Below are 12,972 nucleotides of genomic sequence, written 5' to 3'. Positions count from 1 at the left end.
CGTAGGTGTTCTGCTGCGTGGTATCAAACGTGAAGAAATCGAACGTGGTCAGGTACTGGCTAAGCCGGGCACCATCAACCCGCACACCAAGTTCGAATCTGAAGTGTACATCCTGTCCAAAGACGAAGGCGGCCGTCATACTCCGTTCTTCAAAGGCTACCGTCCGCAGTTCTACTTCCGTACAACTGACGTGACTGGCACCATCGAACTGCCGGAAGGCGTAGAGATGGTAATGCCGGGCGACAACATCAAAATGGTTGTTACCCTGATCCACCCGATCGCGATGGACGATGGTCTGCGTTTCGCAATCCGTGAAGGCGGTCGTACCGTTGGCGCGGGCGTGGTTGCTAAAGTTCTCGGCTAATCGCTGATAACATTTGACGCAATGCGCAATAAAAGGGCATCATTTGATGCCCTTTTTGCACGCTTTCACACCAGAACCTGGCTCATCAGTGATTTTATTTGTCATAATCATTGCTGAGACAGGCTCTGAAGAGGGCGTTTATACACCAAACCATTCGAGCGATAGTGCGACGGCAATCAGCATCCTCCTTTGCGTTAGCAGGGCAGGGGCGACAGAGCCGTCAGCGTTGAAGCAATTTGAATAGTTAAGTGTATAATCCGAAACTTAATTTCGGTTTGGATCGCCTCGCCCCCGCGGGGTGAAATTGTTTGTAGAATACTTCTGACAGGTTGGTTTATGAGTGCGAATACCGAAGCTCAAGGGAGCGGGCGCGGCCTGGAAGCGATGAAGTGGATTATCGTTGCCGTGCTGCTGATCGTGGCGATCGTGGGCAACTTCCTTTATCGCGACATTATGCTGGCGGTGCGTGCGCTGGCCGTGGTTATTCTTATTGCTGCTGCCGGTGGCGTCGCGCTGTTGACGACGAAAGGTAAGGCGACCGTTGCTTTTGCTCGCGAAGCGAGAACCGAAGTTCGTAAAGTGATTTGGCCGACTCGCCAGGAAACGCTGCATACTACGCTGATTGTTGCTGCTGTGACTGCAGTAATGTCACTGATCCTGTGGGGACTGGATGGTATTCTGGTTCGCCTGGTCTCCTTTATCACTGGCCTGAGGTTCTGAGATGTCTGAAGCTCCTAAAAAGCGCTGGTACGTCGTTCAGGCGTTTTCCGGTTTTGAAGGTCGCGTAGCCACGTCGCTGCGTGAACATATCAAATTACACAACATGGAAGAGTTATTTGGCGAAGTCATGGTCCCGACCGAAGAAGTGGTTGAGATCCGTGGCGGCCAGCGTCGCAAAAGCGAACGTAAATTCTTCCCAGGCTACGTTCTGGTCCAGATGGTCATGAACGACGCAAGCTGGCACCTGGTGCGCAGCGTGCCGCGCGTGATGGGCTTCATCGGCGGTACCTCTGACCGTCCGGCGCCGATCAGCGACAAAGAAGTCGACGCCATCATGAATCGTCTGCAGCAGGTTGGCGATAAGCCGCGTCCGAAAACGCTGTTTGAACCGGGCGAAATGGTTCGCGTTAACGACGGTCCGTTCGCTGACTTTAACGGTGTGGTTGAAGAAGTGGACTATGAGAAGTCCCGCCTGAAAGTTTCCGTTTCTATCTTCGGTCGTGCGACTCCGGTAGAACTGGACTTCAGCCAGGTTGAGAAGGCGTAAGCCGGCGATCAAAAAAGCAGCGATTTAATCGTTGCATAGGGCGCGAAATTGGCATACAATTTCGCGCCTTTTGTTTTTATGGGCCCGGCCCGTAAAACGATGTTTAATCACGGGGAGCTTCTCTGAAGCGTTAATACCCAATTTGAGGATTTAAGAATGGCTAAGAAAGTCCAAGCCTACGTCAAGCTGCAGGTTGCAGCTGGTATGGCGAACCCGAGCCCGCCGGTCGGCCCAGCACTGGGTCAGCAGGGCGTGAACATCATGGAATTCTGCAAAGCGTTCAACGCCAAAACTGATTCCCTGGAGAAAGGTCTGCCGATCCCGGTTGTTATCACCGTTTACGCTGACCGTTCCTTTACCTTTGTTACCAAGACTCCGCCGGCTGCTGTTCTGCTGAAGAAAGCTGCAGGCATCAAGTCTGGTTCCGGTAAGCCGAACAAAGATAAAGTGGGTAAAATCTCCCGCGCTCAGCTGCAGGAAATCGCGCAGACCAAAGCTGCCGACATGACTGGTGCCGACATTGAAGCGATGACTCGCTCCATCGAAGGTACTGCACGTTCCATGGGCCTGGTAGTGGAGGACTAAGAAATGGCTAAACTGACCAAGCGCATGCGCGTGATCCGTGAGAAAGTTGATGCAACTAAACAGTACGACATCAACGAAGCCATCGCTCTGCTGAAAGAGCTGGCCACCGCTAAATTTACCGAAAGCGTAGACGTTGCCGTTAACCTCGGCATCGACGCTCGTAAATCTGACCAGAACGTCCGTGGCGCAACTGTACTGCCGCACGGTACTGGCCGTTCCGTTCGCGTAGCCGTATTTACCCAGGGCGCAAACGCTGAAGCTGCTAAAGCTGCAGGCGCTGAGCTGGTAGGTATGGAAGATCTGGCTGAGCAGATCAAAAAAGGCGAAATGAACTTTGACGTTGTTATTGCTTCTCCAGATGCAATGCGCGTTGTTGGCCAGCTGGGCCAGGTTCTGGGTCCGCGTGGCCTGATGCCGAACCCGAAAGTGGGTACCGTAACTCCGAACGTTGCTGAAGCGGTTAAAAACGCGAAAGCAGGTCAGGTTCGTTACCGTAACGACAAAAACGGCATCATCCACACCACCATCGGTAAAGTGGACTTTGACGCTGACAAACTGAAAGAAAACCTGGAAGCTCTGCTGGTTGCGCTGAAAAAAGCAAAACCGACTCAGGCGAAAGGCGTGTACATCAAGAAAGTTAGCATCTCCACCACCATGGGTGCAGGTGTTGCAGTAGATCAGGCTGGCCTGAACGCTTCTGCAAACTAATGCCTTTACGTGGGCGGTGATTTTGTCTACAATCTTCGCCCACGTTTGCTAACTAAGGTTAGCAGGTAACCGAATTGTTCGTTGGAGTCTGGCCTATCCAGACCTCCGTCGAAGACCGCAGGTGTTTCGCAAGAAACTTAATGCCCTGCGTAGACGGTGACAGAACGCTAAGATTATTTTTGGATATTCTGGCTTGTTTCTGCTCACCGTATTTAGACGCTCTTTTCGTTGAATTGAGTGAAGTGAGTTCCAGAGCATAGGCTCTGGCAAACATCCAGGAGCAAAGCTAATGGCTTTAAATCTTCAAGACAAACAAGCGATTGTTGCTGAAGTCAGCGAAGTAGCCAAAGGCGCGCTGTCTGCAGTAGTTGCGGATTCCCGTGGCGTAACTGTAGATAAAATGACTGAACTGCGTAAAGCAGGTCGTGAAGCTGGCGTATACATGCGTGTTGTTCGTAACACCCTGCTGCGCCGCGTCGTAGAAGGTACTCAGTTCGAGTGCCTGAAAGACACGTTTGTTGGTCCGACCCTGATTGCATACTCTATGGAACACCCGGGCGCTGCTGCTCGTCTGTTCAAAGAGTTCGCGAAAGCGAATGCAAAATTTGAGGTCAAAGCCGCTGCCTTTGAAGGTGAGCTGATCCCGGCGTCGCAGATCGACCGCCTGGCAACTCTGCCGACCTACGAAGAAGCAATTGCACGCCTGATGGCAACCATGAAAGAAGCTTCGGCTGGCAAACTGGTTCGTACTCTGGCTGCTGTACGCGATGCGAAAGAAGCTGCTTAATCGCAGTTATCTTTGTAAAGCATTCGCTTACGTATAAACTTATTCTGATATTCAGGAACAATTTAAATGTCTATCACTAAAGATCAAATCATTGAAGCAGTATCCGCTATGTCCGTAATGGACGTTGTTGAGCTGATCTCTGCAATGGAAGAAAAATTCGGTGTTTCCGCTGCTGCTGCTGTAGCTGTAGCTGCTGGCCCGGTTGAAGCTGCTGAAGAAAAAACTGAATTCGACGTAATTCTGAAAGCTGCTGGCGCTAACAAAGTTGCTGTTATCAAAGCAGTACGTGGCGCGACTGGCCTGGGTCTGAAAGAAGCTAAAGACCTGGTAGAATCTGCTCCGGCTGCACTGAAAGAAGGCATCAGCAAAGACGACGCTGAAGCTCTGAAAAAATCTCTGGAAGAAGCTGGCGCTGAAGTTGAAGTTAAATAAGCCAACCCTTCCGGTTGCAGCCTGAGAAATCAGGCTGAGGCTGGTGACTTTTTGGTCACCAGCCTTTTTGCGCTGTAAGGCGCCAGTAGCGTTTCACGCTGTTTGACTACTGGTTTGCCTCTCAATGCTTGTTTCTATCGACGACTTAATATACTGCGACAGGTTAGGGTTCCTGGGCTGTGTAAATCGCAATGAAATGGTTTAAGCGTGATAGCAACAGGCATTGCGGAAAGTGTTCCATTTTCCGGTCAACAAAATAGTGTTGCATAAAAAACTGCCCTCTGCGGGCAGATGGGTCGACTTGTCAGCGAGCTGAGGAACCCTATGGTTTACTCCTATACCGAGAAAAAACGTATTCGTAAGGATTTTGGTAAACGTCCACAAGTTCTGGATGTGCCATATCTCCTTTCTATCCAGCTTGACTCGTTCCAGAAGTTTATCGAGCAAGATCCTGAAGGGCAGTATGGTCTGGAAGCTGCTTTCCGTTCCGTATTCCCAATTCAGAGCTACAGCGGTAATTCCGAGCTGCAATACGTCAGCTACCGTCTGGGCGAACCGGTTTTTGACGTTAAAGAATGTCAGATCCGTGGCGTGACTTACTCTGCACCGCTGCGCGTAAAACTGCGTCTGGTGATCTACGAGCGCGAAGCGCCGGAAGGCACCGTCAAAGACATTAAAGAACAAGAAGTCTACATGGGCGAAATCCCGCTCATGACCGACAACGGTACCTTTGTCATCAACGGTACCGAGCGTGTTATCGTTTCTCAGCTGCACCGTAGCCCGGGCGTCTTCTTTGACAGTGACAAAGGTAAGACTCACTCATCCGGTAAGGTTCTGTATAACGCACGCATCATCCCTTACCGTGGTTCCTGGCTGGACTTCGAATTCGACCCGAAAGACAACCTGTTCGTTCGTATCGACCGTCGTCGTAAGCTGCCGGCTACCATCATCCTGCGCGCGCTGAATTACACCACTGAGCAGATCCTTGACCTGTTCTTCGAAAAAGTGGTCTTTGAAATTCGCGACAACAAGCTGCAGATGGAGCTGATTCCGGAGCGTCTGCGCGGCGAAACCGCCTCCTTCGATATCGAAGCCAACGGCAAAGTGTACGTTGAGAAAGGCCGTCGCATCACGGCTCGTCATATCCGTCAGCTGGAAAAAGACGATATCAAGCATATCGAAGTGCCGGTTGAATATATCGCGGGCAAAGTGGCGGCTAAAGACTATATCGATGAAGCGACTGGCGAACTGATCTGCCCGGCGAACATGGAGCTGAGCCTGGATCTGCTGGCTAAGCTGAGCCAGTCTGGCCACAAGCGCATCGAAACGCTGTTCACTAACGATCTGGACCACGGTCCATACATCTCTGAAACGGTACGCGTCGACCCGACTAACGATCGTCTGAGCGCGCTGGTAGAAATCTACCGCATGATGCGCCCTGGCGAGCCGCCGACTCGTGAAGCCGCTGAAAGCCTGTTTGAGAACCTGTTCTTCTCCGAAGACCGCTACGATCTGTCCGCGGTTGGTCGTATGAAGTTCAACCGTTCTCTGCTGCGCGACGAAATCGAAGGTTCCGGTATCCTGAGCAAAGACGACATCATTGAAGTGATGAAGAAGCTCATCGATATCCGTAACGGTAAAGGCGAAGTGGACGATATCGACCACCTCGGTAACCGTCGTATCCGTTCCGTTGGCGAAATGGCGGAGAACCAGTTCCGCGTTGGCCTGGTACGTGTAGAGCGTGCGGTGAAAGAGCGTCTGTCTCTGGGCGATCTGGATACCCTGATGCCTCAGGATATGATCAACGCCAAGCCGATTTCCGCAGCAGTGAAAGAGTTCTTTGGTTCCAGCCAGCTGTCTCAGTTTATGGACCAGAACAACCCGCTGTCTGAGATCACGCACAAACGTCGTATCTCCGCACTCGGCCCAGGCGGTCTGACCCGTGAGCGCGCAGGCTTCGAAGTTCGAGACGTACACCCGACTCACTATGGTCGCGTATGTCCAATCGAAACGCCTGAAGGTCCGAACATCGGTCTGATCAACTCCCTGTCCGTGTACGCGCAGACCAACGAATATGGCTTCCTTGAGACGCCGTATCGTAAAGTGACCGACGGTGTGGTTACTGACGAAATTCACTACCTGTCTGCTATCGAAGAAGGCAACTACGTTATCGCTCAGGCGAACTCCAACCTGGATGAAAACGGCCACTTCGTAGAAGACCTGGTGACCTGCCGTAGCAAAGGCGAATCCAGCTTGTTCAGCCGTGACCAGGTTGACTACATGGACGTATCCACCCAGCAGGTGGTATCCGTCGGTGCGTCCCTGATCCCGTTCCTGGAACACGATGACGCCAACCGTGCATTGATGGGTGCAAACATGCAACGTCAGGCCGTTCCGACTCTGCGCGCTGATAAGCCGCTGGTTGGTACCGGTATGGAACGTGCTGTGGCCGTCGACTCCGGTGTTACTGCGGTGGCTAAACGTGGCGGTACTGTTCAGTACGTGGATGCCTCCCGTATCGTTATCAAAGTTAACGAAGACGAGATGTACCCGGGCGAAGCAGGTATCGACATCTATAACCTGACTAAGTACACCCGTTCTAACCAGAACACCTGCATCAACCAGATGCCTTGCGTGTCCCTGGGCGAACCTATTGAGCGCGGCGACGTGCTGGCCGACGGCCCGTCCACCGACCTCGGTGAGCTGGCGCTGGGTCAGAACATGCGCGTAGCGTTCATGCCGTGGAACGGCTACAACTTCGAAGACTCCATCCTCGTTTCCGAGCGTGTTGTCCAGGAAGACCGTTTCACCACTATCCACATTCAGGAACTGGCGTGCGTGTCCCGTGACACCAAGCTGGGGCCGGAAGAGATCACCGCTGACATCCCGAACGTGGGTGAAGCTGCGCTCTCCAAACTGGATGAGTCCGGTATCGTTTATATCGGTGCGGAAGTGACCGGCGGCGACATTCTGGTTGGTAAGGTTACGCCGAAAGGTGAAACCCAGCTGACGCCGGAAGAGAAACTGCTGCGTGCGATCTTCGGTGAGAAAGCGTCTGACGTTAAAGACTCCTCTCTGCGCGTACCGAACGGTGTCTCTGGTACCGTTATCGACGTTCAGGTCTTTACCCGTGACGGCGTAGAAAAAGACAAACGTGCGCTGGAAATCGAAGAGATGCAGCTGAAGCAGGCCAAAAAAGACCTGTCTGAAGAACTGCAGATCCTCGAAGCCGGTCTGTTCAGTCGTATCTACGCGGTGCTGGTCTCCGGTGGCGTTGAAGCTGAGAAGCTCGACAAACTGCCGCGCGATCGCTGGCTGGAACTGGGCCTGACCGACGAAGAGAAACAAAATCAGCTGGAACAGCTGGCTGAGCAGTACGACGAACTGAAACACGAGTTCGAGAAAAAACTCGAAGCGAAACGCCGCAAAATCACCCAAGGCGACGATCTGGCACCGGGCGTGCTGAAGATTGTTAAGGTATACCTGGCCGTTAAACGCCGTATCCAGCCTGGTGACAAGATGGCGGGCCGTCACGGTAACAAGGGTGTTATCTCTAAGATCAACCCGATCGAAGATATGCCGCACGATGCTAACGGTACGCCGGTAGATATCGTCCTCAACCCGCTGGGCGTACCGTCTCGTATGAACATCGGTCAGATCCTGGAAACTCACCTGGGTATGGCTGCGAAAGGCATCGGCGATAAGATCAACGCCATGCTGAAACAGCAGCAGGAAGTCGCGAAACTGCGCGAGTTCATCCAGCGTGCCTACGATCTGGGCGCTGACGTTCGTCAGAAAGTTGACCTGAATACCTTCAGCGATGAAGAAGTTCTGCGTCTGGCTGAAAACCTGCGTAAAGGTATGCCGATCGCAACGCCGGTGTTCGACGGTGCGAAAGAAGCGGAAATTAAAGCGCTGCTGCAGCTGGGCGACCTGCCGACTTCCGGTCAGATCACCCTATTCGACGGCCGCACCGGTGAGCAGTTCGAGCGTCCGGTAACCGTGGGTTACATGTACATGCTGAAACTGAACCACCTGGTCGACGACAAAATGCACGCGCGTTCCACCGGTTCTTACAGCCTGGTTACTCAGCAGCCGCTGGGTGGTAAGGCGCAGTTCGGTGGTCAGCGCTTCGGTGAGATGGAAGTGTGGGCGCTGGAAGCATACGGCGCAGCTTACACCCTGCAGGAAATGCTCACCGTTAAGTCTGATGACGTGAACGGTCGTACTAAGATGTATAAAAACATCGTGGACGGCAATCACCAGATGGAACCGGGCATGCCGGAATCCTTCAACGTACTGTTGAAAGAAATTCGCTCGCTGGGCATCAACATCGAACTGGAAGACGAGTAATTCTCGCTCAAACAGGTCACTGCTGCCGGGTTAACGCCCGGCAGCGGAATGTGCTAACTCCGACGGGAGCAAATCCGTGAAAGACTTATTAAAGTTTCTGAAAGCGCAAACTAAAACCGAAGAGTTTGATGCGATCAAAATTGCTCTGGCTTCGCCAGACATGATCCGTTCATGGTCTTTCGGTGAAGTTAAAAAGCCGGAAACCATTAACTACCGTACGTTCAAACCTGAGCGTGACGGCCTTTTCTGCGCCCGTATCTTTGGGCCGGTAAAAGACTATGAGTGCCTGTGCGGTAAGTACAAGCGCCTGAAACACCGCGGTGTGATCTGTGAGAAGTGCGGCGTTGAAGTGACCCAGACTAAAGTGCGTCGTGAGCGCATGGGCCACATCGAGCTGGCATGTCCGACTGCGCACATCTGGTTCCTGAAATCTCTGCCGTCCCGTATCGGCCTGCTGCTGGATATGCCGCTGCGCGATATCGAACGTGTACTGTACTTTGAATCCTATGTGGTTATCGAAGGTGGCATGACCAACCTCGAACGCAACCAGATTCTGACGGAAGAACAGTACCTGGACGCGCTGGAAGAGTTCGGTGACGAATTCGACGCGAAGATGGGTGCGGAAGCGATCCAGGCGCTGCTGCGCAATATGGATCTGGAGCAGGAGTGCGAGCAGCTGCGTGAAGAGCTGAACGAAACCAACTCCGAAACCAAGCGTAAAAAGCTGACCAAGCGCATTAAGCTGCTGGAAGCCTTCGTACAGTCTGGCAACAAGCCGGAGTGGATGATCCTGACCGTTCTGCCGGTACTGCCGCCAGATCTGCGTCCGCTGGTTCCGCTGGATGGCGGTCGTTTCGCGACGTCTGACCTCAACGATCTGTATCGTCGCGTGATCAACCGTAACAACCGTCTGAAACGTCTGCTGGATCTGGCTGCGCCGGATATCATCGTACGCAACGAAAAACGTATGCTGCAGGAAGCGGTAGATGCCCTGCTGGACAACGGTCGTCGCGGTCGTGCGATCACCGGTTCTAACAAACGTCCTCTGAAATCTTTGGCCGATATGATCAAAGGTAAACAGGGTCGTTTCCGTCAGAACCTGCTCGGTAAGCGTGTTGACTACTCCGGTCGTTCTGTTATCACCGTAGGTCCATACCTGCGTCTGCATCAGTGCGGTCTGCCGAAGAAAATGGCGCTGGAGCTGTTCAAACCGTTCATCTACGGCAAGCTGGAACTGCGTGGCCTGGCCACCACCATCAAAGCCGCTAAGAAGATGGTTGAGCGCGAAGAAGCTGTCGTTTGGGATATCCTGGACGAAGTGATCCGCGAACACCCGGTTCTGCTGAACCGTGCGCCGACCCTGCACCGTCTGGGTATTCAGGCATTCGAACCGGTTCTGATCGAAGGTAAAGCCATCCAGCTGCACCCGCTGGTTTGTGCGGCATATAACGCCGACTTCGATGGTGACCAGATGGCTGTTCACGTACCGCTGACGCTGGAAGCCCAGCTGGAAGCGCGTGCGCTGATGATGTCTACCAACAACATCCTGTCCCCGGCGAACGGCGAACCAATCATCGTTCCGTCTCAGGACGTTGTACTGGGTCTGTACTACATGACCCGTGACAGTGTTAACGCCAAAGGCGAAGGCATGGTGCTGACTGGCCCGAAAGAAGCTGAGCGTATTTATCGCGCCGGCCTGGCCTCTCTGCATGCGCGCGTTAAAGTGCGTATCACTGAATACGAAAAAGACGACAATGGTGAGTTTGTCGCGAAAACCAGCCTGAAAGACACGACCATTGGCCGTGCCATTCTGTGGATGATCGTACCGAAAGGTCTGCCGTTCTCTATCGTGAACCAGGCGCTCGGTAAGAAAGCGATCTCCAAGATGCTGAACACCTGTTACCGTATTCTGGGCCTGAAACCGACCGTTATTTTCGCGGACCAGACGATGTACACCGGCTTTGCTTACGCAGCGCGTTCAGGTGCATCCGTTGGTATCGATGACATGGTCATCCCGGAGAAAAAATACGAAATCATCAGCGAAGCGGAAGCGGAAGTTGCTGAGATTCAGGAACAGTTCCAGTCCGGTCTGGTGACCGCGGGCGAACGCTACAACAAAGTTATCGATATCTGGGCTGCGGCGAACGATCGTGTATCCAAAGCGATGATGGATAACCTGCAAACCGAAACCGTGATTAACCGTGACGGTCAGGAAGAGCAGCAGGTTTCCTTCAACAGCATCTACATGATGGCCGACTCCGGTGCGCGTGGTTCTGCTGCACAGATTCGTCAGCTGGCCGGTATGCGTGGTCTGATGGCGAAGCCGGATGGCTCCATCATCGAAACGCCGATCACCGCGAACTTCCGTGAAGGTCTGAACGTACTCCAGTACTTCATCTCCACGCACGGTGCGCGTAAAGGTCTGGCGGATACCGCACTGAAAACAGCGAACTCCGGTTACCTGACTCGTCGTCTGGTCGACGTTGCCCAGGACCTGGTCGTCACTGAAGACGACTGCGGCACCCTGGAAGGCATCACCATGACGCCGGTTATCGAAGGTGGCGACGTTAAAGAGCCGCTGCGCGATCGCGTACTGGGTCGTGTGACTGCGGAAGACGTGCTGAAGCCGGGTACCGCGGATATTCTGGTTCCACGCAACACGCTGCTGCACGAGCACTGGTGTGACCTGCTGGAAGCGAACTCCGTTGACTCCGTCAAAGTGCGTTCCGTTGTATCCTGTGACACCGACTTTGGTGTATGTGCGCACTGCTATGGTCGTGACCTGGCGCGTGGCCACATCATCAACAAAGGTGAGGCTATCGGCGTTATCGCGGCACAGTCCATCGGTGAGCCGGGTACACAGCTGACGATGCGTACGTTCCACATCGGTGGTGCGGCATCTCGTGCGGCTGCTGAATCCAGCATCCAGGTGAAAAACAAAGGTAGCATCAAGCTCAGCAACGCGAAGTCGGTTGTGAACTCCAGCGGTAAACTGGTTATCACTTCCCGTAACACCGAGCTGAAACTGATCGACGAATTCGGTCGTACCAAAGAGAGCTATAAAGTGCCTTACGGTGCGGTTATGGCGAAAGGCGACGGTGAGCAGGTTGCCGGCGGTGAAACCGTCGCAAACTGGGATCCGCACACCATGCCGGTTATCACCGAAGTGAGTGGTTTCATCCGCTTCACTGACATGATCGACGGCCAGACCATTACTCGTCAGACCGACGAGCTGACCGGTCTGTCTTCGCTGGTGGTTCTGGACTCTGCAGAACGTACCGCAGGTGGTAAAGATCTGCGTCCGGCGCTGAAAATCGTTGATGCTCAGGGCAACGACGTTCTGATCCCAGGTACCGATATGCCTGCTCAGTACTTCCTGCCGGGTAAAGCGATTGTTCAGCTGGAAGATGGCGTACAGATCAGCTCTGGTGACACCCTGGCGCGTATTCCGCAGGAATCCGGCGGTACCAAGGACATCACCGGTGGTCTGCCGCGCGTTGCGGACCTGTTCGAAGCACGTCGTCCGAAAGAGCCGGCAATCCTGGCTGAAATCAGCGGTATCATTTCCTTCGGTAAAGAAACCAAAGGGAAACGTCGCCTGGTTATCACCCCGGTAGACGGTAGCGAACCGTACGAAGAGATGATTCCGAAATGGCGTCAGCTCAACGTGTTCGAAGGTGAACGTGTAGAACGTGGTGACGTGGTTTCCGACGGTCCGGAAGCGCCGCACGACATTCTGCGTCTGCGTGGCGTACATGCTGTGACCCGTTACATTGTTAACGAAGTCCAGGACGTATACCGTCTGCAGGGCGTTAAGATTAACGATAAACACATCGAAGTTATCGTTCGTCAGATGCTGCGTAAAGCCACCATCGAAAGCGCAGGCAGCTCCGACTTCCTCGAAGGCGAGCAGGTGGAATACTCCCGCGTCAAGATCGCGAACCGCGAACTGGAAGCGAACGGCAAAGTGGGCGCAACGTTCTCCCGCGATCTGCTGGGTATCACCAAAGCGTCTCTGGCCACCGAGTCCTTCATCTCCGCGGCATCGTTCCAGGAGACCACTCGCGTGCTGACCGAAGCAGCCGTTGCGGGCAAACGCGACGAACTGCGCGGTCTGAAAGAGAACGTCATCGTGGGTCGTCTGATCCCGGCCGGTACCGGTTATGCGTACCACCAGGATCGTATGCGCCGTCGCGCTGCTGGCGAACTGCCGGCGGCACCGCAGGTGAGCGTGGAAGAAGCATCTGCCAACCTGGCAGAGCTGCTGAACGCAGGTCTGGGCGGTTCTGACAACGATTAATCGTTGATGCACTGCTGAAAAGCCGGTCAGGTTTCCTGACCGGCTTTTTTATTGCCTGTTCTCCGCAGCACCCGTCTTTAATTACATTTACGCCATATCCAGGCTGCAATTTTTTAGCAATTAATTCATACAAAATATCCATTAATCTATCACCTCAAAAAACCTTTCTTTATATA

At 53.5% G+C, this 12,972-nt stretch carries 8 protein-coding genes and 1 pseudogene; all 9 read left to right on the top strand.

Features of this window, described 5'->3' with window-relative positions:
• A pseudogene (gene tuf, locus ACLEXF_RS24995) lies at positions 1-364 on the top strand (elongation factor Tu); the annotation flags it as partial.
• Between the two features lie 336 nt (positions 365-700).
• Positions 701-1,084 carry a preprotein translocase subunit SecE gene (gene secE / locus ACLEXF_RS24990; RefSeq protein WP_002883772.1) on the top strand — a complete coding sequence of 128 codons (384 nt, stop codon included), beginning with the start codon at positions 701-703 and terminating at the stop codon, positions 1,082-1,084.
• A gap of 1 nt (position 1,085) precedes the next feature.
• Positions 1,086-1,631 carry a transcription termination/antitermination protein NusG gene (nusG, locus tag ACLEXF_RS24985; protein WP_001287521.1) on the top strand — a complete coding sequence of 182 codons (546 nt, stop codon included), beginning with the start codon at positions 1,086-1,088 and terminating at the stop codon, positions 1,629-1,631.
• A gap of 156 nt (positions 1,632-1,787) precedes the next feature.
• The gene (rplK, locus tag ACLEXF_RS24980; protein WP_002884034.1) at positions 1,788-2,216 is read left to right on the top strand and encodes a 50S ribosomal protein L11; all 429 of its coding nucleotides are present in this window, start codon (positions 1,788-1,790) and stop codon (positions 2,214-2,216) included.
• A gap of 3 nt (positions 2,217-2,219) precedes the next feature.
• Positions 2,220-2,924 (top strand): 50S ribosomal protein L1, encoded by a 705-nt coding sequence (rplA, locus tag ACLEXF_RS24975; RefSeq protein WP_002884036.1) that lies wholly within the window; start codon positions 2,220-2,222, stop codon positions 2,922-2,924.
• 289 nt (positions 2,925-3,213) lie between these two features.
• On the top strand, positions 3,214-3,711 hold the full coding sequence (gene rplJ, locus ACLEXF_RS24970; RefSeq protein ID WP_001207203.1) for a 50S ribosomal protein L10: 498 nt from the start codon (positions 3,214-3,216) through the stop codon (positions 3,709-3,711).
• 66 nt (positions 3,712-3,777) lie between these two features.
• A complete protein-coding gene (rplL, locus tag ACLEXF_RS24965) occupies positions 3,778-4,143 on the top strand; it encodes a 50S ribosomal protein L7/L12 (protein WP_002884142.1) in 366 nt (121 codons plus the stop codon).
• A gap of 324 nt (positions 4,144-4,467) precedes the next feature.
• Positions 4,468-8,496: a DNA-directed RNA polymerase subunit beta gene (gene rpoB, locus ACLEXF_RS24960; RefSeq protein ID WP_004206758.1), complete on the top strand. Its 4,029-nt coding sequence runs from the start codon at positions 4,468-4,470 to the stop codon at positions 8,494-8,496.
• 76 nt (positions 8,497-8,572) lie between these two features.
• The gene (rpoC, locus tag ACLEXF_RS24955) at positions 8,573-12,796 is read left to right on the top strand and encodes a DNA-directed RNA polymerase subunit beta' (RefSeq protein ID WP_004206757.1); all 4,224 of its coding nucleotides are present in this window, start codon (positions 8,573-8,575) and stop codon (positions 12,794-12,796) included.
• Positions 12,797-12,972 lie beyond the last annotated feature (176 nt).

Origin of the sequence: Klebsiella pneumoniae complex sp. WS1778 (assembly GCF_049472055.1) — a bacterium.
Lineage (GTDB): Bacteria > Pseudomonadota > Gammaproteobacteria > Enterobacterales > Enterobacteriaceae > Klebsiella > Klebsiella quasipneumoniae.
The sequence above is the reverse complement of the archived record's forward strand: the minus strand, read 5'-3'. Positions and strand labels throughout refer to the sequence as shown.

What these genes read in the sequence shown, in the direction of transcription:
- secE (WP_002883772.1), top strand. Translation starts at nt 701, where the DNA reads ATGAGTGCGAATACCGAAGCTCAAGGGAGCGGGCGCGGCCTGGAAGCG.
- nusG (WP_001287521.1), top strand. Translation starts at nt 1,086, where the DNA reads ATGTCTGAAGCTCCTAAAAAGCGCTGGTACGTCGTTCAGGCGTTTTCC.
- rplK (WP_002884034.1), top strand. Translation starts at nt 1,788, where the DNA reads ATGGCTAAGAAAGTCCAAGCCTACGTCAAGCTGCAGGTTGCAGCTGGT.
- rplA (WP_002884036.1), top strand. Translation starts at nt 2,220, where the DNA reads ATGGCTAAACTGACCAAGCGCATGCGCGTGATCCGTGAGAAAGTTGAT.
- rplJ (WP_001207203.1), top strand. Translation starts at nt 3,214, where the DNA reads ATGGCTTTAAATCTTCAAGACAAACAAGCGATTGTTGCTGAAGTCAGC.
- rplL (WP_002884142.1), top strand. Translation starts at nt 3,778, where the DNA reads ATGTCTATCACTAAAGATCAAATCATTGAAGCAGTATCCGCTATGTCC.
- rpoB (WP_004206758.1), top strand. Translation starts at nt 4,468, where the DNA reads ATGGTTTACTCCTATACCGAGAAAAAACGTATTCGTAAGGATTTTGGT.